21 protein-coding genes and 1 pseudogene are annotated in these 24,198 nt (G+C 42.3%); 13 read left to right on the plus strand and 9 right to left on the minus strand.

Annotated elements, in window-relative coordinates:
- Positions 1–23: 23 nt before the first annotated feature.
- From AC0L6H_RS03890 to AC0L6H_RS03900, 3 genes and pseudogenes are all read right to left on the minus strand, one after another.
- Positions 24–293 (minus strand): hypothetical protein, encoded by a 270-nt coding sequence (locus AC0L6H_RS03890; RefSeq protein ID WP_473392720.1) that lies wholly within the window; start codon positions 291–293, stop codon positions 24–26.
- Positions 294–449: 156 nt separating this feature from the next.
- Positions 450–1,574, minus strand: a complete 1,125-nt coding sequence (locus tag AC0L6H_RS03895) for a DUF6136 family protein (protein ID WP_473392721.1) — start codon at positions 1,572–1,574, stop codon at positions 450–452.
- A gap of 7 nt (positions 1,575–1,581) precedes the next feature.
- Positions 1,582–2,097 (minus strand): annotated as a pseudogene (locus AC0L6H_RS03900) (ABC transporter ATP-binding protein); the annotation flags it as partial.
- A 248-nt stretch (positions 2,098–2,345) separates the two neighbouring features.
- On the opposite strand from AC0L6H_RS03900, the gene AC0L6H_RS03905 reads away from it, so the two are divergent.
- Both AC0L6H_RS03905 and AC0L6H_RS03910 read left to right on the plus strand, forming a co-directional pair.
- A complete protein-coding gene (locus AC0L6H_RS03905) occupies positions 2,346–2,741 on the plus strand; it encodes a diacylglycerol kinase (RefSeq protein WP_473392722.1) in 396 nt (131 codons plus the stop codon).
- Positions 2,742–2,897: 156 nt separating this feature from the next.
- A complete protein-coding gene (locus AC0L6H_RS03910) occupies positions 2,898–3,296 on the plus strand; it encodes a Dabb family protein (RefSeq protein ID WP_473392724.1) in 399 nt (132 codons plus the stop codon).
- A gap of 195 nt (positions 3,297–3,491) precedes the next feature.
- On the opposite strand, the gene AC0L6H_RS03915 is transcribed toward AC0L6H_RS03910, so the two are convergent.
- Positions 3,492–3,692 (minus strand): PLDc N-terminal domain-containing protein, encoded by a 201-nt coding sequence (locus tag AC0L6H_RS03915; RefSeq protein WP_473392725.1) that lies wholly within the window; start codon positions 3,690–3,692, stop codon positions 3,492–3,494.
- Between the two features lie 319 nt (positions 3,693–4,011).
- Between AC0L6H_RS03915 and AC0L6H_RS03920 the strand changes: the two genes are divergently transcribed.
- Both AC0L6H_RS03920 and AC0L6H_RS03925 read left to right on the plus strand, forming a co-directional pair.
- The gene (locus AC0L6H_RS03920; protein ID WP_473392726.1) at positions 4,012–4,761 is read left to right on the plus strand and encodes a sulfotransferase family 2 domain-containing protein; all 750 of its coding nucleotides are present in this window, start codon (positions 4,012–4,014) and stop codon (positions 4,759–4,761) included.
- 136 nt (positions 4,762–4,897) lie between these two features.
- Positions 4,898–6,751, plus strand: a complete 1,854-nt coding sequence (locus AC0L6H_RS03925) for a DUF885 domain-containing protein (protein ID WP_473392727.1) — start codon at positions 4,898–4,900, stop codon at positions 6,749–6,751.
- 20 nt (positions 6,752–6,771) lie between these two features.
- On the opposite strand, the gene AC0L6H_RS03930 is transcribed toward AC0L6H_RS03925, so the two are convergent.
- The 3 genes from AC0L6H_RS03930 to AC0L6H_RS03940 form a co-directional block, all read right to left on the minus strand.
- A complete protein-coding gene (locus tag AC0L6H_RS03930) occupies positions 6,772–8,661 on the minus strand; it encodes a propionyl-CoA synthetase (RefSeq protein WP_473392728.1) in 1,890 nt (629 codons plus the stop codon).
- A gap of 267 nt (positions 8,662–8,928) precedes the next feature.
- Positions 8,929–9,351, minus strand: a complete 423-nt coding sequence (locus AC0L6H_RS03935) for a YidB family protein (RefSeq protein ID WP_473392730.1) — start codon at positions 9,349–9,351, stop codon at positions 8,929–8,931.
- Between the two features lie 46 nt (positions 9,352–9,397).
- On the minus strand, positions 9,398–9,643 hold the full coding sequence (locus AC0L6H_RS03940; protein ID WP_473392731.1) for a hypothetical protein: 246 nt from the start codon (positions 9,641–9,643) through the stop codon (positions 9,398–9,400).
- A gap of 241 nt (positions 9,644–9,884) precedes the next feature.
- On the opposite strand from AC0L6H_RS03940, the gene AC0L6H_RS03945 reads away from it, so the two are divergent.
- The 3 genes from AC0L6H_RS03945 (at position 9,885) to AC0L6H_RS03955 (ending at position 15,894) form a co-directional block, all read left to right on the plus strand.
- On the plus strand, positions 9,885–10,976 hold the full coding sequence (locus AC0L6H_RS03945) for a metal-dependent hydrolase (protein ID WP_473392732.1): 1,092 nt from the start codon (positions 9,885–9,887) through the stop codon (positions 10,974–10,976).
- 88 nt (positions 10,977–11,064) lie between these two features.
- The gene (locus tag AC0L6H_RS03950; protein WP_473392733.1) at positions 11,065–13,809 is read left to right on the plus strand and encodes a M16 family metallopeptidase; all 2,745 of its coding nucleotides are present in this window, start codon (positions 11,065–11,067) and stop codon (positions 13,807–13,809) included.
- Between the two features lie 57 nt (positions 13,810–13,866).
- Entirely contained in the window at positions 13,867–15,894 is a 2,028-nt protein-coding gene (locus AC0L6H_RS03955) for an oxidoreductase (protein ID WP_473392734.1), read from the plus strand.
- A 214-nt stretch (positions 15,895–16,108) separates the two neighbouring features.
- On the opposite strand, the gene AC0L6H_RS03960 is transcribed toward AC0L6H_RS03955, so the two are convergent.
- Together AC0L6H_RS03960 and AC0L6H_RS03965 are read right to left on the minus strand one after the other, a co-directional pair.
- Complete coding sequence (locus AC0L6H_RS03960) at positions 16,109–16,783, minus strand: choice-of-anchor E domain-containing protein (protein WP_473392735.1); 675 nt, start codon at positions 16,781–16,783, stop codon at positions 16,109–16,111.
- A gap of 288 nt (positions 16,784–17,071) precedes the next feature.
- A complete protein-coding gene (locus AC0L6H_RS03965; protein WP_473392736.1) occupies positions 17,072–17,524 on the minus strand; it encodes a tellurite resistance TerB family protein in 453 nt (150 codons plus the stop codon).
- Positions 17,525–17,830: 306 nt separating this feature from the next.
- Here AC0L6H_RS03965 and AC0L6H_RS03970 point away from each other — a divergent pair, with 306 nt between their 5' ends.
- The 6 genes from AC0L6H_RS03970 to AC0L6H_RS03995 all read left to right on the plus strand — a co-directional run bounded on the left by AC0L6H_RS03970 (position 17,831) and on the right by AC0L6H_RS03995 (position 24,194).
- A complete protein-coding gene (locus AC0L6H_RS03970) occupies positions 17,831–19,459 on the plus strand; it encodes a TldD/PmbA family protein (RefSeq protein ID WP_473392737.1) in 1,629 nt (542 codons plus the stop codon).
- 22 nt (positions 19,460–19,481) lie between these two features.
- On the plus strand, positions 19,482–20,825 hold the full coding sequence (locus AC0L6H_RS03975; protein ID WP_473392739.1) for a TldD/PmbA family protein: 1,344 nt from the start codon (positions 19,482–19,484) through the stop codon (positions 20,823–20,825).
- Positions 20,826–20,935: 110 nt separating this feature from the next.
- Entirely contained in the window at positions 20,936–21,628 is a 693-nt protein-coding gene (locus AC0L6H_RS03980) for a DUF4159 domain-containing protein (RefSeq protein WP_473392740.1), read from the plus strand.
- 11 nt (positions 21,629–21,639) lie between these two features.
- Positions 21,640–22,650 carry an AAA family ATPase gene (locus AC0L6H_RS03985; protein WP_473392741.1) on the plus strand — a complete coding sequence of 337 codons (1,011 nt, stop codon included), beginning with the start codon at positions 21,640–21,642 and terminating at the stop codon, positions 22,648–22,650.
- 12 nt (positions 22,651–22,662) lie between these two features.
- Positions 22,663–23,559 carry a DUF58 domain-containing protein gene (locus tag AC0L6H_RS03990; protein ID WP_473392742.1) on the plus strand — a complete coding sequence of 299 codons (897 nt, stop codon included), beginning with the start codon at positions 22,663–22,665 and terminating at the stop codon, positions 23,557–23,559.
- The gene (locus AC0L6H_RS03995; protein ID WP_473392743.1) at positions 23,559–24,194 is read left to right on the plus strand and encodes a BatA domain-containing protein; all 636 of its coding nucleotides are present in this window, start codon (positions 23,559–23,561) and stop codon (positions 24,192–24,194) included. The genes AC0L6H_RS03990 and AC0L6H_RS03995 overlap by 1 nt, the downstream gene beginning before the upstream one ends.
- Positions 24,195–24,198 lie beyond the last annotated feature (4 nt).

The raw sequence follows: 24,198 nt of genomic DNA on the forward strand, positions 1-24,198 counted from the left end.
TAAACGTTGAGACATAGACATCGCTACCAACTGCAACCGCCAATTTCTATGGACTCTGCTTCAGCCGATTTGCGCTGGCTTAATTTAGCAAATAAAAGCCCCATCAGCAGAAAAAACGCGGGGATGACATAATAACTAAATATTATCCCTGTAGCGTGTGACGATGTAACAGCTTGGCTTACATCCAAACTAGAAAATCCCACTATTTTCATCGCGATATTGATGAATAATAAAATAAAGAATAGTACCGCTATTTTTCTTCTAAACCTGGCTTGTTTTCTCGCTTTTGTCAATGGATCCTCCTCTTATTACTAAGTTCAGCAAGGTCGAATTTAGCTAAAGTGAAATAAGAGACATTGTTTGGAATCTTTTTTAGCAGTTTAGTTCAATCAAATTTTTACCACGCTAATTGTTTGCACACGCTTTGCGGGCTTGTGGTGCACTAGGCACTATAAACGGAGGGTTAAAACTGCGGTCAGCAAACAAGTGCTTAGCCAAATAATTAAAAATAAACGAGGGGAGCGCTTGGCAAAAATAATACTAATTAACGCAGGTAGGCAATAGACCATTACTATCGCATTGCTGAACACGAGTGCAGCCGCAGTCAACATGATGACTGCGGCTGCAAAACTCACCCAATATTGTAAAACTGAAATACTGCTCTTGTGACAATACATGGCAAAAAACAAGTTATGCTGACGCATTATTTTAGTAGTCGTAAGCTGAACGCTAGCACATGCTAAGACCACAAATTGAGCAGCAATCATATGCACAACCCGACTATATTGTGGCAATTGCTGGGCGCTGTAATCAGCCATAATAATAAACAAAATAGCGAAAGCCACAGACAGCAATAACGGGCTATTTTTATGATTGCTTCTACTGCTTGAGTGCATAGACGAGCCTGAGGAAAGGCTTAGCCAAAAATACAAGGGAGAGGGCATTAAGCTTGACAAACTAAAACGTTCTAAGGGCATTAAACGTGCAAGGGCTAAGCAAATCAACTGGCTTGCGCACAACACCATGAGAGCAGTGTTTAGCGACAAGTCGCTCACCAATGGAATACATAACAATGCTGTGGCCAAAAACAGGGTATTAATATGTGTTTTATAAATCGCGACAAGCATACTACTAACAAGCAAGTACAATAGTAAAAAGGCATGAGTAATGCCCTTGTAAAAATAAAATTCGATAGACCCGATAACCACTAAATACATGAGTAAAATGGGGTTGCACACTATTGCCAAGATTAGGTCACATAAGTAGCGACTCACTCTAGCCCGCTCAAAAGCGTGTAAAAAAAGAGTATATCGGCTGCCCAAAATGGCTTGTTTGAATAAGAGCAATGTTAAGCTTTGCGTCACAATTATTGCCCAAACTATAAGTAAAGTTTGAGAAACCGAAGACTCGTTATCAAGCACAATCCCAAAAGCAAGCAACACGGCAAAGAAAAATGCCGGCAACGCAGTGCCTAAAAAGACAAAGGTAAGTAGCATGAACTGTTCAATTTGTTTACGCAAATGCTTAATTTCGTGCTTAAACACCTGCCTGCGAAGATGTAAATATGCAAACATATTTTGCTTAACTCACAGCTATAGGCTTAGGATTCAAGCTTTTAATTGCAAATCCTTTACTGGCGAAAAGTTCAGGCTCATTGCTAGCTGCCACAATCATACCTTTGTAACTACCAACAAGTTCCCATAAGACCGCAACACTTTGCTCATCAAGAGCAAGATTAGGCTCATCTAACAGCAATAACGGGGCATGGCGCATAAACGCGATAATGAGCTGCAACTTTTTTAGATTGCCAGTGGAAAGCGCATCAATCGTTTTGTGGACATGTGGTGCAAAGTTAAAACGGGCAATTAACGTTTCGGGCCATGGCAAATCGAAAGTAGATTGATTAAGCTTGAGCACTTGCTGAGCACTTAGAAACTCAGGAATGACAATACTGTCTGAGGCAATCGCAAAATTTTGTTTTCGCTGTTTAGCAACAACGGTCTTTTGCTGCCATTCAATGCCACCGGCATTTGGCAACAATAAACCAGCGATAATTAGTAATAAGGTTGATTTTCCCGACCCATTTTCTCCAACAATACAGCTTAAGGGTAAATCAAACTTAGCAGAATAATCGGATAGAATATTGTCTTGTGACATCGGTGAACTTTGATTTGAGTTTGCATAGGCTTTGCTGATATTTTGCAAAATGAGCATATTTGTTCACACACTTTAAATTTGGTTTACACTAACGAGACGTAACGATAACGCAATATCAAGGTGATTTCGAGCGAGCATACGTAAGAAGGTGTGTCACTATAGATATAAATCCTTAGGAAGAATCTACAATGTCCAAGCAAGTACCAAACATTGGCAAAAACCAATCGGGCATCAAGCGATTGCCTCGTGCAATTGCGTGTTCGCTAAATGGCTTTAAAGCGGCTTGGGTTTATGAATCGGGCTTCAGGCAATACGCATCTATTTCTATCTTGTTGTTTATGCTTAGTTTTTTTATTGCACAATCATCTATGCATTGGTTGATTTTGCTTGCGAGTTTGGTGTTTCTGTTATTTTCAGAGATTGTGAATTCGGCAGTTGAGGCGGTAGCCGATGCAACGAAGCCTGAATATGATGTCTTAATCGGGCGCGCCAAAGATCTCGGCTCTGCCGCTGTGTTTATTGCTTTATTGCTGGTAATCGTGGTGTGGGGTGTTGCGCTGTTTGAATTTGCGCACTCCTTATAAGTCAGCTTTTTAAAATCGCTCTATACTTTTTAAAAGCCATCCCCATCAACGACGGCGCGTGGGCACACACAATAGCTGAATGTGAAAGGGCTGTTGGTGTTGTAAGAATCTTGCTAAGCTAACCACAAAATATACCTATTTTAAGTAAGGAAACTCATGCCAGTGACCAGAAGACAATTTATCGCGGCAGGTGCTGCGACGATAGTAAGCAGCAGTGCGATAGGCGCGAATAAGGACCCAGTGAGCCACAAGCTCGTACATAATGTCTATTTTTGGCTAAACAAGCCTGATTCAAAAGAAGACCGAGACATGTTAGTCGCTGGGCTAAAAACACTTAGTCAAATACCTTCAGTAAAATCTTTACAAATTGGCCTACCCGCAAATACCGAAAAGCGTGATGTTGTTGACAATAGTTTTAGTGTATCTGAGCTTATGTTTTTTGATGACGAAGAAGGTCAACTTGCCTATCAAGAACATCCTATACATACTCAGTTTGTTGAAAAACATGCACATTTGTGGAAAAAAGTTGTGGTGCATGATTCACTTATTGTGTAGGCAGTGGGCTGTATAATAGTCTCTTAATTTCAGTCTCTTAATTTCGCCAACAGCGTCTTGTAAAAAAGCAGCGTGTCGATCGTGCATTTAAGCACAATCGATACGTCTAAAGATTATGGTGGGTTAAGGGCAGGTGCTTGAATTAGAGACCGACCTGCTCAGGCGCGTAATGATGCATGACCTAAAATCAAGCTTTTATACTCTCGTTCGCTTTTCATTTAATGGCGCGATTAGATAATAGAATATCCAAGCAAACCATGAAATAAAGATAACAGCTAGCAACCATGCTAATTTTTCACCACCCGATGTGCGGCTTGAGAGCAAAATGGCAACGAGCGGTATTAACCACAAAATGGCCAGTGGAATGAATAAAATAATGCTAAGAATAGTTTCCATTGTAATACCTCTTTAAAAATGACGAATGATCAATGCCGATCCCCTCGATACTGCCGTCAACTTAGCTAAACTAGTTCATGACAAGTTAGCCTAATTTCTGTATTGACTATAAAAACATTGCAAACAAAGTGCCAAGAATATAAATTAGGATATTCAGACACTTAGCGCTAGCTTCAATAGCTCAGCTTACCTTAGTATTGCGAAATTGACCAAAATATAGTGTATTTTTTACCGACTCTAGCATTTTGGCTTAGTTTTTAGTCTCGTTTATCATTAACGTTTATAGGTAGAAAATAACTACACTTTTATGCCTTTATATTTGCAAAAAAATACGACAAACAACATCGCCGTAGGAGAACCGAATTGTTCTACCTTATTTTTGCATATACCTAAAACAGGAGGCAGTAGTGTAGACGCTTGGTTAGAAAGTGTATATCGCGGCCGTCCACAATTCGCTACTGTACACGGAGCAGCTAAAACAGCATTAACGCCGCAACATTATGGTTATCAATACATCCACGACAATTTAGATAAAACTAATACTGACTCTCTTTTCAAGTTCGCAATTGTACGCAATCCTTATCACCGCTTAGAAAGCGAATTCTTTTATCGTGTAAAATTAAAAACGATAAACCTAGGTCCTAATCCTAAATACATGTTCTCAGCCTGGGTTTGCGATATGCTAAACCAGGCGAAACGAACGCCCGACATGCTAGACAATCACTTTCAATGTCAACAATATTACTTACACAGCGATGTAAATGTATACAAATTTGAAGATGGCTTGCTTGATATCACCAAAAGGATCGCTTCAAGGATAGGAGTGATTGCTCCTGTTTCATTGCCCCTAAAACAAGTCAGTAAGAAAGCGCCCGTGTTTTGGACCAATCAAGCTATTGCAATGGTCAACGCGTTCTACAAAACGGACTTTGAACACCTTGGCTATTCACTAATGCCCTTCAACAACAATGAAGCGAAGTTAGCGTCCTTGCTTGCTAATTTCCAATATAAGATGCTTACCTTTGTGCGTCAAAAAAAGCACGCTTGGATGCACAAAACGCGGACTTAATACAAGTGAAGTCCATGACTCGTGTTTTGACAGCATAAGATAACATCGCAAGTGACGTTTGCTAGCGCTAGCATTAAAGTTTTTGTGTACAACCCTTGAAGGGTTTATGATGAGGAAAAAAATAAGGAAATACCTCATGCGCAAAAGTTTAACTGCCCTTGCTATCACCCTCTCTCTTTTAGGCTGCAACCAAAACCAATCAAACGAAGCTACAACAACGGCTCAGACCACTGATGCTAGCATACACAGTACATTCACCGAAGCTGAAATACAGGCTGAAAGTGCCCGTTTAAATGAATGGTTTAATGAAAAGTATGAGCTGCAAGTTCTCAGTAGCCCTACTCAACTAACCAACCTAGGCCGAAGCGAGCGTCAGAACGAAATAGATGATTTCTCTGAAGCTGCCTTAGATGCCCTAGTAGCGCAGTTTGCCAGTGATTTAACCGAATTAAAGCAAAACTTCAATTATGAAAAACTCAACAACGAAACGAAAATTTCCTATGACTTATGGGTATATTTAGCTGAAGAAGTCGCAAAACAAGACGAATTTAGATATCACATCTACACATTTGAACAAATGGGTGCCATGCATAGCTACTTTCCACAATTACTTATTGCGCTGCATCGTGTAGAAAATCCAATAGACATGGAAAATTACCTATCGAGGATAAGCCAAAGCGCACGCGCGCTTGATCAACTCGTCACATTTTCTAAAAAGAGCGCTGAAAAAGGCATTCGCCCGCCCTATTTCGCCTTTGAAACAGTCATTGCCGAGTCACAAAAAATAATTTCAGGAGCACCATTCGACAATGGTGAAGATAGTGATTTATGGGCAGATGCGCAGTCGAAAATCACAAACTTAATAGAGCAAGATAAACTATCTCAACAAGACGCAGACCGACTGCTAGCAAAGATTAAAAACGCCTTGGTTGAAGATTTCAAACCCGCATACGAACGCTTAATTGCATGGCAACAAGAAGACAAAGTAAATGCCAGCACAAAAGCGCAAGGTGTAAGTGCATTAGAGAACGGACTAGCCTACTATAATGAACGCTTAGCAAATCAAACCACGACAACACTCAGTGCCGATGAAGTACATGAAATAGGCTTAAAAGAAGTCGCCAGAATTCGCAGCGAAATGGAGAAAGTGAAAGCGGAATTTGGCTTTGAAGGAAGCCTGCAAGAATTTTTCGTATTTTTACGCGATACAAAAGATGATGAGCGCTTATATTATCCGAACACTGACGAAGGGCGCCAAGGCTATATAGATGACGCTACCGCCGCAATTAACAAAATAAAAGCCGAACTACCAAACTACTTTGGTATTTTACCTAAGGCCGATATGGTCGTTAAACGAGTAGAAGCATTTAGAGAACAAGCCGGCGCCGCCCAACATTACATGCCCTCTACTCCCGATGGTTCAAGACCCGGTGTTTACTATGCGCATTTGTCAGACATGACCGCCATGCCCAAACGTGAACTTGAAGTTATCGCCTATCACGAAGGTTTACCGGGCCACCATATGCAATTGGCCATTGCACTTGAAATTCAAGGCTTACCTACCTTTAGGCAACAAAGCTATTTAAATGCGTTTGGCGAGGGCTGGGCCTTGTATTCAGAATGGCTCGCTAAAGAGATGCCCGGAACATATCAGGACCCCTTATCTGAATTTGGTCGCTTAGGCTCTGAAATTTGGCGCGCAATTCGTTTGGTCGTTGATACAGGCCTGCATACAAAAGGTTGGAGTGAACAACAAGCAATAAAGTATTTTCAAGAGAACTCGGCTATTACTAACGAACAAGCAAAATCTGAAGTAAGGCGTTATTTGGTTATACCCGGTCAAGCAACGGGCTATAAAATTGGCATGCTTAAAATACAAGAATTACGTGCGAAAGCTGAAAGGGAGCTTGCTGATAAGTTTGATATCAAGGCCTTTCACGATACTATTTTAGGAGGAGGAGGACTCCCCCTCACTATTTTAGAGACGTAAAGTGGATGAGTGGATCAAACTTAGCGCACAAGCCCATTAAGCTCCATAATACCTTTGATCTCAGCAACACTTGATGGGTCATCTATCGTAGATGGAATTGTAAATTCTTCGTTTTCTGCAATTTGTCTTAGTAGTTTACGAAGAATTTTACCAGAACGCGTTTTCGGCAGTCGTGGCACAACAAGTGTATGTTTAAGACAAGCAACAGCGCCTATTTTATTACGAACCATGGCCACCAGTTCTTCTTGCAATTGTGCTTCACTAATATCGGCACCGTCTTTTAAAAGTGCCAGGCCAACTGGTACTTGCCCTTTGAGACTATCATAAACCCCAATAACACTGCACTCAGCTACCGCGCTGTGCGATGCTATTACTTCTTCCATTTCGCCGGTAGATAAACGGTGACCTGCCACATTTATTACATCGTCAGTGCGGCCCATAATAAACAGGTAGCCGTCTTCGTCTATGTAACCACCGTCACCAGAGCTATAGTAACCAGGGAATTCACTTAAATAGCCATCCTTATAGCGTGCAAAGTCTCCCCATATTGTCGCAAGGCAACTAGGCGGAAGTGGTAATTTAATCGCAATCGCCCCTTGTGTGTTTGCCGGTAAAGGTTCGCCCTTATAATCAAGGATTTGCACATTAAAACCAGGGACCGGCTTAGTGGCTGACCCAGCCTTCACTGGCAAAGATTCTATCCCAGTTAGGTTGGCGCATATGGCCCAACCTGTTTCAGTTTGCCACCAATGATCAATTACTGGTTTTCCCGTTTTCTCTACCGTCCACTCATAAGTAGGCGGGTCAAGACGTTCACCGGCCATAAAGATAGTATCTAAACAATCGAGATTATAATTAGCTAACAGCTTCGCTTCAGGATCTTCTTTCCTAATTGCTCTAAATGCTGTGGGTGCTGCAAACACGGCTTTGACATTGTATTGTTCTATTACGCGCCAAAAAGCGCCAGCATCAGGTGTTCTTACTGGCTTGCCTTCGTACACAACAGTAGTGCAACCATGTAATAAGGGCGCATACACAATATACGAATGACCAACCACCCAGCCTACATCAGAGGCCGCCCAAAATACATCGCCCGGTGCTAAGTTGTAAACCGCCTCCATTGAATATTTAAGTGCAACAGCATGGCCCGCGTTATCACGAACCACGCCTTTTGGTTTCCCTGTCGTTCCCGAGGTATAGAGGATATATAGCGGGTCGCTGCCTTTTACCATTTCGCAGTCAGCAGCTTTTGCGCTGGCGACGGCCTGCTCCCAATCGATATCACGCTCAGGAGCCATGTCGGCTAGGCATTGGCTTCTTTGTAGCAAAACAACATGCTTAGGTTTGTGCGTAGCAATGTTGATTGCTTCGTCAACCATTGGCTTGTATTCAATAATACGATTGATTTCAATGCCGCATGAGGCGGTGACGATTAGCGTGGGCTTGGCGTCATCAATACGCACCGCTAATTCGTTTGCTGAAAAGCCACCAAATACAACTGAATGAATTGCGCCAATGCGAGCTGCTGCCAACATAGCTACAAGCGCTTCAGCAATCATTGGCATATACACAACAACTGTTTCACCTTTCTTCACGCCATGTTGCTTTAACACGCCCGCGAAAGTGGCCACCTTAGAAAGAAGTTCATCATAAGTGTATGTGTAGCTTGTGCCTGTTACCGGCGAATCGTATATAAGCGCGGCTTGACTACCGCGCCCATTTTCCACATGGTAATCAAGTGCCATATAGCAAGTATTCATCTCACCGTCAGCAAACCATCTGTCTATGCCATTTTCATCACGCGACAGCACTTTTGAGGCTTTTTTGTACCATGGCAAGGCATCGGCTTTTTCTGCCCAGAAGGTTTCAGGAGAATTTATAGAAGCATTATATTCTTGCAGATAAGTCATTAGGTTAACCTCTTTTTCAAATACGCATTAAAACAAGCCGACTAAATAATCTTAGACACTTGTTCACATTGAAGTAACAATAGTATGAAAATGCTACGAAAAGCTATTCGACTTCAGGCGTATAATGTATGGAGTTTGACGAGGGTATGAACAGGTAATTAAAAAAAGCTTCTTGCTTGCAAAATAGACCCAAATGTAAAGTGATAGGTTAAGCACTTAACACGAAACGTCTTTTTGCCAACAAGAAGCATGATGACATGAGCAGGTTTAGAAAAATTTACCTAAAAGATCTGAGGCCAATTTTGAGCCAACATCAGCAACGAGATTTCCGCCTTCGCTGCCTTTATCTACCAAATCGGGTATCATTCCTGAAAGGCCCCCTGCTGCTTGGTCTGTATTTAAACCTAGGCCTTCAGCAAACTGCGACACCTTCGATTCGCCAAGTAGCGACATAACACTACTCAAATCAAAGCCGTCATTGCCACCATCGCCCAGCCAAGAGGATGCCATAGCAGCCAAACCACCTCCGTTACTGGTAAACATGCTAACAAGCGCACTTATATCAAGGTCACCGTTATTGTTTGGAAGTAGGTTTTGTAAGCCAGATACAACAGAATCAACATTTAAGCCGCTTCCATCGCCGCCTAGTTTGTTGATAAATAATTCTGCGGCCGTTTTTAATAAATCCATGGTCACTCCTTTAGATATAATCCCAACTTATCACTAGCCTAGAAGACTAAAGTGCTGCTACTTTTTCATCAAACAAGCTAGCTGCAGCGTCAGTAAATTCAAAGTTATTGCGAATATAATGAAGGGTTGCTAATTCGATTTCGGTGACTGAACTTCCATCTTGTGCTGAAGCGATTAGGTCAAGTACTTCGTCTTTTGAAATCTTTCCTTCGCCTTTGCCTGTTGTATGTTTCTCAGCAAGATCTAAAAGTTCTTTTTCATATTTAACGCCATCTATTTGCGTGTAAGCCATTTTTAATATTCCTAATTTAGTTATTTTAATAAAAACAATTGTTTATGTTGCATAAGCTGCAAAATTGATGATTTCGTGTCAATATGCCTTTACGATTTTGCAATTAAACGCAGTAAATTACTATTAGTTATTATCATGAAACTTATATGTCGTTGTAAATATTAGAACTAATTTTGTTTCTGTTATTACGTGCGGTAATGCTCTATTCTTAGCACCCATTTATAAACGACGTTACTAAATCATGGATTCATTGACCCAAATAGCACTCGGTGGCGCGGTAGGTTACGCAGTATTAGGCAACAAAGTCGGGCGCAAGGCGATGTTGTGGGGTGCAGTTTTAGGTACCTTACCTGACTTAGATGTATTTTTACCCTACGGTGGTGAGGTAGAAGCTTTTACCTACCATAGAGGTTTTAGTCACTCTTTATTGATGCATATATTAGTAAGTCCTTTGATTGCATGGTTAATTGTTAAACTTCATCCAGCAACGCGCGCATTCAAAAAAGAGTGGTTTTGGCTGGTTTTCTTGACCTTAAGTACACATGCAATTTTAGATAGTTTTACCGTCTATGGCACCCAGCTCTTTTGGCCATTGACTGAATATCCTGTCGGCATTTCAAATTTATTTATCATCGATCCTCTTTATACTTTACCCTTGCTATTTGGTCTCGCAATTGCCGCCATGCCCAAAATGAGCACGCTAAAAGCCACACGCATGAATACCCTTGGGCTTGTACTTAGTAGTGCCTATATTGCCTGGTCGTTGGCAGCTAAGGTATATATAGACAATAAAATTGAAGCTAGTTTAAGCTTGCAAGGTATTGATAGCACGCGCTATGTAAGCACCCCGGCGCCCCTTACGACCTTGCTTTGGCGCGTCGTCGTAATGTCGAACGATAAATATTATGAAGGCTATGCATCAATATTTGATTCTCCCAAAGAAATTACTTTCACCCCTTTTGAAAACCAGATTTATTTGCTAGACGATATCAAAAACGAATGGGGTGTTGAGCGTCTACGGTGGTTTACGAAAGGCTTTTATGCAATAAAACAAGACGGTGAAAAACTCCTACTAACGGATTTACGTATGGGCGTTGAGTGCGCGTATGTGTTTAATTTTGTTGTAGGTAAAATAACGCAAGAAGGGATTGTGAGTGCTAACTATGAAAAAATAAGTGGTCGCCCCGATCTTGGCAAGTTAAGCGCTATTTGGGACAGAATTTGGGACTCCTCTACCTCCTTATCGCCAGCGCTAGGTAGTGCTCAAAGCATGAGTAGCAGCAAAAAGGTGCAAAGCAGTAGCAGTTGCCAAGGCATGACGCATCAACAATAATAGTTGAACCAACGGGAATTGAATTGTCTGAAGAAGAGCTTATTTACTTCACAGCGATACCGTTAAAATACAGAGGTCAGGAATTTATATGCTTGTAAAGATAAAGACATTAGGGTTAGCGATTGGACTATTTACAATGAGTAGTTTTGCGCTTGTTGCCCAATCCAAGATAGAAAAAGTAAATGAGGTAGAGGGGATCAGTGAATATCGCCTTAGCAACGGTTTACAGGTATTGCTCTTTCCTGATCAAACAAAAGAAACAGTGACCGTAAACGTTACCTATCGCGTGGGTTCGAAACACGAGAACTATGGCGAATCAGGCATGGCACATTTACTTGAGCATATGGTTTTTAAAGGCACGCCTTTGCACAAAGACATTCCCGCCGAATTAAGTGCCGCTGGCGCAAGGCCTAATGGTACAACGTGGACCGATCGCACTAACTATTTTGAGACCTTTACCGCGACTGAAGAAAATATCAATTGGGCCCTGTCGATGGAATCTAGCCGTATGGTTGATTCATTTATCGCAAAAGAAGATTTGGACAGCGAGATGACCGTTGTTCGCAATGAATTTGAAAGAGGTGAAAATGATCCTTTTCGGGTTACTTTGCAGAACATGGTAAGTGTTGCCTATGACTGGCACAATTATGGTAAGTCGACTATTGGTGCGCGCTCAGATCTTGAAAATGTGCCTATCGAGCGCTTACAAGCCTTCTATAAAAAATACTATCAGCCCGATAATGCGACTTTAATTATTGCAGGTAAATTTAGCACCGATGACATGCTTGCCTTGGTAGACAAGTACTTTTCGCCCATTCCCAAACCAAGCCGTGTATTACCTACATTGTATACATCTGAACCGGCGAAATCGGGGGAGCGTAGCGTTGTCGTTCGACGTGTTGGTGACATACAGCTCGTTGCCAGCGCCTATCATATTCCTGCAGGTTCTCACCCTGATTATGCGGCAATTGAGGTGCTTACCCAAATTATTGGCGACACCCCCAGCGGACGCTTACACAAAAATATTGTAGAAGAAAAATTAGGTAGTCGCGTATTTGGCTTTAATTTTCAGTGGCAAGACCCAGGTTTAGCGATGTACTTCGCTACCGCCGACAAAGACGCTGCGCTTGAAGAAACTACTGAAGCGTTGCTCAATACTGTCGAAAATATGGCGACAGCATCGATTAAGCAAGAAGAGGTAGACCGGGTTAAACGCAGTTTGCTGAAAGACATCGAATTGTCGTTTAACTCATCTGAACGTATCGCGCTTGAATTAAGTGAATGGCTAGCTATGGGTGATTGGCGTTTGTACTTTTTGCAGCGCGATCGCATTGAAAAGGTCACCTTAGAAGATGTACAACGAGTCGCTAACAAGTACTTGGTACGCAACAACCGCACCCTAGCGCAATTTATTCCCTCAGAAAATCCAGAGCGTATAAGCATTCCACAGGTAGATAGTGTAGCAAAAATGGTCGAAGGCTATGAAGGTCGCGAAGCCATTGCGCAAGGTGAATTGTTTGAACCCTCCTTTGATAATATTGACAAACGTACACAAAATGTCAGCCTAGAAATAGGCGGGCAATTAGCGCTTCTGCCGAAAAAAACCCGCGGTGAATCGGTCGTGGTAAGTTTAACGATGCGTTATGGGAATGTAGATAACCTTCAAAACAAAGCGCTCATTGGTGCAACTGCTGGTAATTTATTGCTTCGCGGAGCTGCAGGCTTAACTCGCCAAGACATTCAAGATGAATTTGACAAATTAAAAGCACAGGTACGTATTGTAAGTGGTGTGTCTTATACCCTAGCAAATATCATGACCAACAAAGAAAATTTGCCAGCCGTACTCGACTTGCTAGCCAAAATACTAAAAAAACCAAGCTACGACGAAAAAGAATTTAGTCAATACATAAGTACGATGAAAGTAGATATTGAAGCCAACTTGCAAGACCCTCAGCGCTTGGCGTTTAACGAATATAGTCGTTTACAAAACCCCTATGAAGAAGGGCATCCACTATACGTCGCCACGTTCGACGAAACTCTCGACAACTTAGAAAACCTCAAGCTAAGCGATGTAAAAGCCTTTCATAAAAAATACTTTGGCGCGAACAATTTACATGTCGCGGTGGTGGGCGATTTTGATAGCGAAGAAATAAGCGACACATTCAAAAGCCTGTTCAATAACTGGGAAAGTCAGGTTGAATTTGCCGACATTATAGACAAATATAAAAAGACTGAAGCCATGAATGTGGTTTTCGATACGGTTGACAAAGAAAACGCAACCTTTGTCGCTGCCCTTATGTTGCCTGTGGGAGAGAATCACCCAGACGCGGCTGCAATTGAACTAGGCAATTATATTTTTGGGGGTGGCTTTTTGAATAGTCGTCTTGCCACTCGCCTTCGTCAACAAGACGGTTTAAGCTATGGTGCAGGGTCTTTCGTTACGCAGTTAGCAAAATCGCAAAAATCAACCTTTGGAGCTTATGCGATTTGCGCACCGCAAAATCTAAAAGCGGTTGAGCAAGGCTTTAATGAAGAGCTCAAACGCATGCTAAAAGATGGCTTTACAGATGAAGAGATTGCCGCTGCAAAATCTGGCTTATTACAAGAGAAAAGAGTCAGTCGTGCCCAAGATAGTGAGTTAGCGGGTAACTTGCGCCGAAACATACGCTATGAGCGCGATATGCAATGGTACAAAGAATATGAAGCGCGTTTGTCCTCTTTGAGCGCAAAAGACGTACAAAAGGTCATGAATAAGTACTTTGATGCTGATGAGTTCTCGATTATTAAAGCAGGTGATATGTCGAAAGTCAGAGCAGCGTCGAAAAAATCTTAGCAATGCCTTAGCTGGCATTGCTTCACCATAGGCAATGCCAGATACAAAGGTCACTTTATGAATAAAGCTGCTAACTTCGAACACTTACTTGCCCCTCTAGACTTAGGCTTTACTACCTTAAAGAATCGAGCCCTTATGGGCTCTATGCACGTAGGCTTAGAAGAAGAGAAGGGCGGTTTTGATAAACTAGCCGCTTTTTATGCAGCGCGAGCTAAAGGTGGTGTGGCCCTTATTGTAACTGGCGGAATATCACCAAATATAGCGGGCTGGTTGGGCCCATTTGCTGGTCGAATGTCAAGTAGCAGGCATGCTAAAAAACATCGCGTAGTGACCGATGCTGTGCACAAAGAAGGCGGCAAAATATGTATGCAAATTCTGCATGCAGGACGTTATGGCTACCATCCTCTGGCGGTGTCTGCGTCAAATGTAAAGTCTCCAATATCACCATTTAAGCCAAAAGCGCTTTCAAGCAGCGGTGTTCGCAGCACCATTAAAGACTATGTAGCGTCAGCGAATTACGCGAAACAAGCTGGTTACGATGGCGTCGAAATTATGGGCTCTGAAGGATATTTAATTAACCAGTTCTTTTGTGAACGCACCAATCAGCGTGATGACGAATGGGGCGGTAGCCTTGAAAACAGAGCGCGTCTAGCCATTCAGGTCGTTACACAAACAAGGCAAAAAGTAGGCCCTGAATTTATCATTATTTACCGCTTATCGATGCTTGATTTAGTTGAAGGCGGGGCACCATGGGAAGAGATTGTCTATCTCGCCAAAGAGATTGAAAAAGCCGGAGCGACGCTGATCAATACCGGTATTGGCTGGCATGAAGCACGTGTTCCAACAATTGTCACTTCGGTTCCTCGCGCGGCATTCACTTGGATAACCGAGCGTATGAAAAAAGAAGTGAGTGTGCCGCTTATCACCAGCAACCGAATTAACACTCCAGAAGTCGCCGAAAAAGTTATCAAAGACGGCCACGCTGACATGGTATCAATGGCAAGGCCCTTCTTGGCGGATCCGAACTTTATTGCCAAAGCCATTGAAGGGAAGTCTGAGTTAATCAATACCTGTATTGCCTGTAACCAAGCATGCCTAGACCATGGCTTTGAACGCAAGCGTGCAAGTTGCTTGGTAAACCCACAGGCTTGTTACGAAACTGAGCTTATCTTCAAGTCGGTCGCACAAGCGAAAAAGCTAGCCGTGATTGGCGCAGGCCCAGCCGGATTAGCTTTTGCTACCTATGCAGCCGACCGAGGTCATAAGGTTGATTTGTTTGAACAGGCAGCCCAAATAGGTGGCCAATTCAATTACGCCAAACAAATCCCCGGAAAAGAAGAGTTTCACGAAACCTTGCGCTATTACGCAAAACAAATAGAACGCACAGGCGTGAGGCTGCACTTAAATACGAAAGTAGACGCTAATCTGTTAAAAGGTGAAGACTATGACGACGTCATAATGGCCACCGGCATTAGCCCAAGAGAGCTTGATATAGAAGGTGCTAATCACCCTATGGTCATGAGTTACTTGGATGTTTTAAAAGAGCACAAACCTGTAGGAAAACGTGTCGCAATTATTGGCGCAGGCGGTATAGGCTTTGATGTCGCGGAGTATTTGGTCGAGTTAGAGGGCCTCACGACAAATTTAGAAAAATGGCTAGCGCATTGGGGAATAGACAAAGAATATAAAGCACCTGGCGCCTTAAGCGCCAAAAAAGAAGTCAAACCACACCGAGAAGTATTTTTATTGCAACGCAAAACAAGCAAAGTAGGCAAAGGCTTAGGTAAAACCAGCGGCTGGATCCATCGCGCTTCGCTAGTGAATCACCATGTCAAAATGATGAACGGCGTTACTTACCAAAAAGTGAACGATGAAGGCTTACACATTAGTATAGGCGACAAGCAAATGTTACTAGCTGTCGACAATGTGATTGTGTGTGCAGGACAATTACCTTTGCGTGAGCTAGAAGCGAGCCTGCTGGAGGCTGGCATGAAAGTTCATGTCATTGGCGGCGCCGATGTTGCTTCTGAACTAGATGCAAAACGCGCAATTCGCCAAGGTGCAGAGCTCGCCGCGATTATTTAACACGCCATTTAGTGGGTAAGTGGTGTGACTGATAAGTTAAGAATTTCAGGCATAGTGATAATTTACATCTAGTGCCTAGACTGACTCCTGTTAAGGCAGATTCAGGCCATTTAAACATCCCAGACGTGGTTTGAAAGTGTAAAAATTCCTGACAAAAAAAATCGCCGTTTGCTAAAACGACGATTTTTCAATAACAATAAACTAATGCAGCGACTTATTTGCGCACTTTTCTCAAACCTGCAAACCCTAATAAACCAAGGCCTAATACAGCAACGTGAGTTGGCGCAGATACAACAATACTCGTATCAGTATAAGAATATACAATAGATACAAGTGCTCCTGCAGTACTTGCAAACCTCGTTGTTATATTACCAGCACCCGTTGACGAACTAGTGGCTTGAGCATCAAAAGTAAACGATGCCATATCCATTCCAGTAAACATTGCAAGGGTTGGAGCGTCAGTATAGGTGGCTTCTTCATATTTATTGGCAGTCAAATCAGGATACGTAATACCAGACGTACCACCAAAATCAAGACTACCGTCATAAGCGCCTGCGTTGAATGTGTTAGTGATGCTCGGAATAGTAACTACTAAGGTATTCATCAATGAATCAATAAGCAACAACTCAGCAGATAACATTGTGATGATAGTCGTTGGTAGCGCATCTCTGCTTTCAACTTCAGCGCTGCCAAAAATTGTACCATCAATAGAAAAAGATACCGAATCGAGAGAGCGCGTACCGCCCATTGTATCGAATTTAGCAAACGAAAGCGTTTGCTGGAAGTTAGTTTTAGTAACAGCAACGGTGTCAGTTAAGGTTATTGTAGCGGCATTAGTGAAACCTGCAGCGCACAGCAACGAGGCTCCACATAGAAGTCTCTTCAACATGGTTTGGTCCCTTATTTATTTAGTTAGAATTAGTTATTAAGAATAATACTACTAAATGTTAAAAGTCATTCCCTTATCCTCAGTTTAAGACGTGCAAATAGTATGCCTGCAATAATTTAAGCTTAAATATTAACAACTTACAAAAATAAATTTAGGTATGAAATTAAGAGTGTAAAAAATCCTGACACTTTAAAGCACAAGCATTATGTATATTGTTGATATTATTTATAAAACATTGGGAGTTTACGATATTTTCTATGACGACAATGTCAGCAATAAACGCAGGTTTTAAAGCCCTTTCTCGCTGGCTTCAAGTTTGGTTTTAACAAAGTCACTGTGGCGGATATAAAGTAAGTCAGCTACTTTCCTAATCACACTATCTTCGTATTTGTCTAAATCGCCATCAGCATAGGCAACTTTCCACATCAACGAGATTAAATTCACTCTTTGATCATAGTCATAATGAGCATTTATCAGTGACGTAAAAGGGTGCACAGAAGTATTTTCTTCGCTTTTGCTTTCGCTATATTCGATTAGTTCAGCTAAGGTTTCGTCGCTTAAATCGAATAAGTTCTTAAGCAAGCCGGTTACTTTGTCTTTTTCACTGTCAGCGATATTAAAGTCAGCCCGTGACACTTCCATCAACAACATTGCACAGGCACGTTGAAGGGCTTTTTCAGGGTCACTATTGGTTGTAGGCTGTAATTCAGCAGCAAAAAAGTCTTGAAGTTTTTTTAGCATAGAGTTCCTATTGTTGGCTCATTACATTGTCAGGATGATAATACTTATACGTTTAGATTGACATAAAAGTAGCATAGTTTGGAAGCATCCTTGCGTTTTTTTGTACCGTAATAAGCGCTCTGCAATCATTTGTTACAAAATCAATGCAAGCAAGATTTGCCGATATGAGATAGTATATTTTTGACAGGTCTCACTAAAAAATAATAATAGGTTTTATCAAGCCATCAATGCTCTTACGCCTGAAATTGATCAATATTGTATAGCGTTTGCTGATGAAACCAATAAACACCTAAACGAGGGATAAAGATGGACAGACGCAAATTTATTAAACTAAGTGGAGCTGGCGTAGGGGCAATGCTTCTACCCATTTCTGGTATGGCGGTAAGTCTTGATCAGATACTAGACAAACCTATGGATGTTGCCTACAAAAAGATGTTAGCAAACATTGCTTTGAATGCGGCTAAAGCAAAAGGCGCAAGCTACGCCGATGCGCGAATTGGCCGCTATCTAAACCAGTTTGTGACAACCTCTGAAGCGGTTGTAGATAACATTGTAAATACCGAAAGTGCAGGGATTGGCATACGCGTTATTGCCAACGGAACTTGGGGATTTGCATCTACGTCGATTATGACACCCGACAGCATAGCCAAAACGGCTGAAAAAGCTGTTGCAGTAGCCAAAGCTAACTCAAAATTTCAGACCGAGCCCGTTAAATTAGCGCCGGTTAAAGGAGTTGGTGATGTTTCTTGGAATACGCCAATAAAGAAAAATGCACTTGAAATACCAGTAAAAGACAAAGTTGATTTATTGCTATCGGTGAATGACGCCGCCATGCAAAATGGCGCTAACTTTATCACCTCTGTATTATTCTTGGTTAACGAACAGAAGTACTTTGCCTCAACCGATGGCTCTTATATTGACCAGGACGTACATCGTTTGTGGGCCCCATTTTTTGCCACTGCCATCGGCAAAAATGGGTTTAAACAACGTACAGGCTTAGGCAATCCGGTGGGTATGGGATTTGAGTATCTTGACGGCAAAGAAGAAGACAAAATACGCGTTAGCGGTGCAAATGTCGGCTACAAAAATAGCTACGATATAATAGAAGACGCGGCTGCAGCAGGCAAACAATTGCAAGCCAAACTCAAAGCGCGCTCAGTAGAACCCGGTAAATACGACTTAGTACTCGACCCAGCGCACTTAATGCTTACTATTCATGAATCTGTTGGCCATCCACTTGAGCTTGACCGCGTACTTGGCTATGAAGCCAACTATGCAGGAACTAGTTTTGCCACCCTTGATAAATGGAAAAGCGGTAAATTCCAATATGGTTCTGACATCGTTAATCTGTTTGCTGATAAAACCCAAGATTACTCTTTAGGCAATGTAGCTTTTGATGATGAAGGCGTTAAAACCAAAGAATGGGACTTAGTCAAAGACGGAATATTGGTTAACTATCAAGCCACTCGTGACCAAGTGCACATGATTGATCAAAACGCCTCACACGGTTGTTGCTACTCACAAAGCTGGCGTGACGTGCAGTTCCAACGCATGCCTAACGTTTCGCTGCGTCCTAACAAAAAAGATATCTCAGCAGACGATGTCATTAAAGACGTCGAAAACGGAATATACATTGCTGGACGCGGTTCGTTCTCTATCGATCAACAGCGTTATAACTTCCAATTTGGTGGCCAGCTATTTTTCGAGATTAAAGACGGCAAAATTACGGAGCAGATTGAAGATGTTGCATATCAGTCAAACACCACAGAATTTTGGAATAACTGCGCGCAAATGGCAGGAAAGTCTGATTATCGTCTAGGGGGCTCGTTTTTCGATGGAAAAGGCCAGCCTTCGCAGGTAAGTGCAGTATCGCACGGTTGCCCAACCACACGTTTCAATAACGTGAACGTTATTAATACAGCGCGTAACGTATAGTCGACGAATAAGGAAAATTACCATGACAATTATGACAGAAAAAGATGCTAAAGCCTTGTTGACTAAAGTAATCAAGCTTTCAAAAGCAGACGAGATTGAGTGTAATCTAGACGGACTTGATGGCGGAAATATTCGCTACGCTCGAAACTCAGTATCAACGGCTGGCGAAGAGAGTGATTTGACACTTGCGGTTCAATCTACCTTTGGCAAGCGTACTGGAGTTGCAACAATTAATGAATTTGATGACGCCTCGTTAGCAAAAGTCGTTAAACGTTCAGAAGAACTCGCTAAACTGGCGCCAGAGTCAAAAGAATACACGCCAGTATTTGGCAAACAAAAATACCTAGAAAGTAAAACCTTTTTTGAATCCACTGCTAGTGTGACGCCTGAATATAGGGCGCAAGCGGCTGAAGATAGCATTGTCCCTTCTAAGAAAAACAAGCTCGTCTCATCTGGCTTTTTAGAAGAAACCGTTAACTTTACCGCTATTATGAACAACAAAGGCTTATTTGCTTACAATGCCTCAACTGAAGTGGACTTTTCGGTAACAATCCGCACCGAAGACGGCACCGGTTCGGGCTGGGCGACACGCGACTACAGTGACATTAAAAAGCTAGATACGGCTAAAGCCTCTAGTATTGCCATTACTAAAGCGAAAAACTCCGTTAATGCAAAAGCCATGGAGCCAGGCAAGTACACCGTAATTTTAGAGCCCGCCGCAAGTGTAGGCCTTTTGGGCAACATGTTCGGTAACATGAGTCAACGCTCGGCAGATGAAGGCCGCAGCTTTTTAAGCTATAAGCCTAAAGAAGGCGAAGATGCAGAAAAAGCGCCTAAAAATCGCATGGGCGAGAAAATGTTTGACGAACGTGTGAACATTCATAGCGACCCACAACACCCTGAAGTGCCAGTAGCACCATTTGGCGGCGATGGATATCCAAGAACAAAAACCCAATGGATAAAAAATGGGGTCGTTACCAATATGTATAACACGCCATTTTGGGCGAAAAAGACAGGCGTTGATTACCAACCACCTGGCGGTAACATTATTATGGCTGGCGGCGATGAAACACTCGAAGATATGATTGCCAGCACGCGTCGAGGTGTTTTAGTGACGCGCTTATGGTACATACGCCAGTTAGACCCACAAACCTTGTTATATACCGGTTTAACACGTGATGGTACTTTTTATATTGAAGACGGTAAAATTAAGTTCCCGATAAAGAACTTCCGTTTCAATGAAAGTCCAATCATTATGCTAAACAATATTGAGGCATTGGGTAAACCTCAGCGCATTGATGGTAATATGATACCGCCAATGAAGTTGAGAGACTTTACCTTTAGTAGTTTGTCTGACGCTGTTTAAGTGCAAAACTCTTGTGTTTGGGCTCAAGGATAGAGCCTAAACCTCGCGTATTGTTATAGCGGCTAAATCCAGCACTGAAACACTACAGCCAATTCTAACGAATAGTAATTATGAAACGTCGACAATTCATTCAAAATGCCAGCGCGCTTGCTTTAGCCAGTGTGTTTCCTAAAGTGGCATTTGCACAAAATTACGACTTTTATTTTACCCGCTTAAGCTATGAGTCTGGCAACTGGGACGTTGATGAACGCATGCCGGCAAATTTGCTAAATTCATTAATAGAATACACGAGTTTACGTGTCGATTTAACAGAACGGGTTATCCCACTTTCAGACCCTAGCATGCTTAATTCCCCCTTTTGCTATATGGCAGGACATCGGCTTGTACAGTTTTCACAGCAGGAAAAACGCAATTTTGAGCGTTACGTAAAAAATGGTGGCTTCGTGTTTGCTGATGATTGCAATCATGATATTGACGGCATGTTTGCTAGGACCTTTGAAAAGCAAATGGCCGATATTTTTGGTGATGACGCCCTTCAAAAAATTCCGAACGATCACCCTATTTATTCAAGCTTCTTTGAGTTTGACGGCCCACCGCGTACCTCTATGGAGTTAAACGGCTGGGGTGATGACATTGTTCATGAGTATCTAAAAGCGATTATTATCGATGGACGTATTGGGGTTTTGTATAGCAACAAAGATTATGGCTGCGAATGGGACTACGACTTTCGTAACAAGCGCTGGCTACGTGTTGATAATACTAAATTTGCAGTAAATATTGTTATGTACGCCATGACAGCATAAGAGATTTTAAAATGACAAACAGCTTAACCCAAGAAGAAATACAAGCGCTAATAAGCAAACTCACCCGTGTCAATGATGAAGTAGGCAAAGTAATTGTAGGCCAACAAGACGTGCTTAAGCTATTAATGGTGAGTTTGCTCGCGGGCGGCCATTGTATGTTAGAAGGCGTTCCCGGATTGGCAAAAACCTTGATGGTTAGCTCGCTCGCCAATGCCTTAGAGCTGATGTTTAAACGTGTACAGTTTACGCCCGACTTAATGCCCAGCGATATAATTGGCACCGAGATCCTAGAAACAAATCACGAAACATCCGAACGCTTTTTTAAATTCCAACAAGGCCCTGTGTTTACCCAAATCTTATTAGCTGATGAAATTAACCGCACACCACCTAAAACTCAAGCCGCTTTGCTAGAGGCCATGCAAGAGAGGCAAGTGAGTTATGCGGGCAAAGTATATCCCTTGCCAGCGCCATTTTTTGTGCTAGCAACACAAAACCCGGTAGAACAAGCGGGCACCTATCCTCTCCCAGAGGCACAGTTAGATCGTTTTCTCATGTTTTTACATGTTGATTATCCCAGCGAAGCAGAAGAAATCGATATACTCAAGCGCACCACAGGTAATCAAAAAACATCGATTTCGGCCCAGCTCTCAGTGGATGATCTCCTTGCGCTGCAAAGTATTGTTAGGCAGGTAGAAATTAACGACGATGTGCTGACTTATGTCGCTCGACTTGCTAGACAAACAAGGCCTAAAGGCTCAAGTATCAACATGGTTAAAGAATATGTGCGCTGGGGTGCGGGGCCACGTTGTGGTCAAGCGCTTGTGCTTTGCGCTAAAGCTTATGCGATTTTGTCGGGGCGCTTTGTTGTCACATTAACAGATATTCATGCTGTAGCTGATGCCGTTTTACGGCATCGATTATTGCTAAACTTTCAAGCCGAAGCGCAAAATGTATCGGTAGGGGCGGTGATCACGGCTTTGCTAGAAGGTGTTGAAAAACCTACTAGCCCGCTGCAAGGCTAAAGGCATTTTTCTGTGTCTGAATTGCTAAACAACGCAACCATCGCTCAAATTAAAGATATTGAACTGCGTACCCGCATGCTCGCACAGGGCGCTATGCACGGTCATCACGCAAGTACTTTACGCGGTGTTGGCATAGAGTTTAATCAATTTAGAAGCTATGAGCCGGGCGATGAACCGAGTAAAATTGATTGGAAGCTGTTTTCACGCAGTGACCGCTATTTTGTGCGCGAAGCAGAAAAAGAAAGTGCTATCAATGTGTGGGGCATTGTCGATTGCAGCGAATCTATGCTTGAGCAATCACGAGATGGCCTTTGGCACAAACTTGATTTTGCCAAAAGAATCGTTGCCGCAATAGGCTATTTATCACAACAACAAGGCGACAACATTGGTTTACTTGGCATCAATAATCATGAATTAGCCTATTTGCCTGCTAGGCAAAACCGCCAGCACTATCATCGATTCTTGTTAGCATTAGAAACACTAAGTGCGTCGGACTATTTTCCTCCTTGGCAACAATACACAAGTTATGTACACGCAGCCCGGCAAAACTCCTTAGTTATTTTATTAAGTGATTTTTATCAACAAAACGACGAACTAATAAACCTAGCAAAAAACCTTCGCCATGCTAATTGTGAGGTGCTTGCCGTGCAGCTTGAAAGTAACGACGAAGTTAGCTTTGATTTTGGCGGCGTTATTGAATTTACAGAACGCGAAACCGGGAAGAAACAAAAGGTATCAAGCGAAAGTATACGTGATGACTATTTGCTCAATCGAGCTTCTTTTAATAAGGCGATTTCACACTCTTTGGCCAAAGCTGATATTCAACACTTACGCATTAACATAGACAAACCCGCCGTGGATGCCCTGCGACAAATCGCCCTCAGTATGTCTAATGTAGGTCATTTTTAATGAGTATTTTGGCGGCGATAGACAGCACATGGTGGTGGGCAAGCCTAAGTTTGGCCATTCCTATTGCAATACATCTTATTAGCCGTGGTAAACATCAAAGCTTACCGTTTTCAACTCTTGCGTTTTTCCCTAAAAAACCACCGCTTAATCATCAACAGATTAAATTGACCCAGCGCAGATTGTTGGCGCTTCGATTATTATTGATATTAGCGATACTGTTCATGTTAGCGAATGTATTTAAAGCTAAACAAGGCAATGAGGCACAAGTTTTTCACTTAGTAAGTGACGCTTGGCTCAAATATGCAAGCTTAGAAAAACGCGAAGCGTTGGCGGCAAAATTACGAGAACCAAGCAAATCGCATATTGCTATTCGCCTACAAAACAACAAAAGAATATTGCCAGAGCAAGTCCTAAACACCACGAATATATTGCCCAAGAAATATAGCAACACATGGCAAAATGTAGCCAAGTGGCAACAAGCAAACCCAACTACCACAAATGAAATGCTTGTATATAGCACCAGTAGCTTGTCTGAGTTTATGGGCGAAAAATTTACGCTTTTAGCAAATACCAAATGGGATATTAGCGAAAATACTAACACTCTTGCGCTCCCCCTCCTATCACCCTTTCGCTGATTGT

The organism is Glaciecola sp. G7-5 (assembly GCF_055808975.1).

Excerpts from the sequence above, each read along its gene's own strand:
- AC0L6H_RS03910 (WP_473392724.1), top strand. The coding sequence starts at position 2,898 with ATGCCAGTGACCAGAAGACAATTTATCGCGGCAGGTGCTGCGACGATA.
- AC0L6H_RS03955 (WP_473392734.1), top strand. The coding sequence starts at position 13,867 with ATGAATAAAGCTGCTAACTTCGAACACTTACTTGCCCCTCTAGACTTA.
- AC0L6H_RS03930 (WP_473392728.1), bottom strand. The coding sequence starts at position 8,661 with ATGACTTATCTGCAAGAATATAATGCTTCTATAAATTCTCCTGAAACC.
- AC0L6H_RS03945 (WP_473392732.1), top strand. The coding sequence starts at position 9,885 with ATGGATTCATTGACCCAAATAGCACTCGGTGGCGCGGTAGGTTACGCA.
- AC0L6H_RS03970 (WP_473392737.1), top strand. The coding sequence starts at position 17,831 with ATGGACAGACGCAAATTTATTAAACTAAGTGGAGCTGGCGTAGGGGCA.
- AC0L6H_RS03980 (WP_473392740.1), top strand. The coding sequence starts at position 20,936 with ATGAAACGTCGACAATTCATTCAAAATGCCAGCGCGCTTGCTTTAGCC.
- AC0L6H_RS03960 (WP_473392735.1), bottom strand. The coding sequence starts at position 16,783 with ATGTTGAAGAGACTTCTATGTGGAGCCTCGTTGCTGTGCGCTGCAGGT.
- AC0L6H_RS03965 (WP_473392736.1), bottom strand. The coding sequence starts at position 17,524 with ATGCTAAAAAAACTTCAAGACTTTTTTGCTGCTGAATTACAGCCTACA.
- AC0L6H_RS03935 (WP_473392730.1), bottom strand. The coding sequence starts at position 9,351 with ATGGATTTATTAAAAACGGCCGCAGAATTATTTATCAACAAACTAGGC.
- AC0L6H_RS03985 (WP_473392741.1), top strand. The coding sequence starts at position 21,640 with ATGACAAACAGCTTAACCCAAGAAGAAATACAAGCGCTAATAAGCAAA.
- AC0L6H_RS03940 (WP_473392731.1), bottom strand. The coding sequence starts at position 9,643 with ATGGCTTACACGCAAATAGATGGCGTTAAATATGAAAAAGAACTTTTA.
- AC0L6H_RS03915 (WP_473392725.1), bottom strand. The coding sequence starts at position 3,692 with ATGGAAACTATTCTTAGCATTATTTTATTCATTCCACTGGCCATTTTG.
- AC0L6H_RS03975 (WP_473392739.1), top strand. The coding sequence starts at position 19,482 with ATGACAATTATGACAGAAAAAGATGCTAAAGCCTTGTTGACTAAAGTA.
- AC0L6H_RS03925 (WP_473392727.1), top strand. The coding sequence starts at position 4,898 with ATGCGCAAAAGTTTAACTGCCCTTGCTATCACCCTCTCTCTTTTAGGC.
- AC0L6H_RS03995 (WP_473392743.1), top strand. The coding sequence starts at position 23,559 with ATGAGTATTTTGGCGGCGATAGACAGCACATGGTGGTGGGCAAGCCTA.
- AC0L6H_RS03895 (WP_473392721.1), bottom strand. The coding sequence starts at position 1,574 with ATGTTTGCATATTTACATCTTCGCAGGCAGGTGTTTAAGCACGAAATT.
- AC0L6H_RS03950 (WP_473392733.1), top strand. The coding sequence starts at position 11,065 with ATGCTTGTAAAGATAAAGACATTAGGGTTAGCGATTGGACTATTTACA.
- AC0L6H_RS03905 (WP_473392722.1), top strand. The coding sequence starts at position 2,346 with ATGTCCAAGCAAGTACCAAACATTGGCAAAAACCAATCGGGCATCAAG.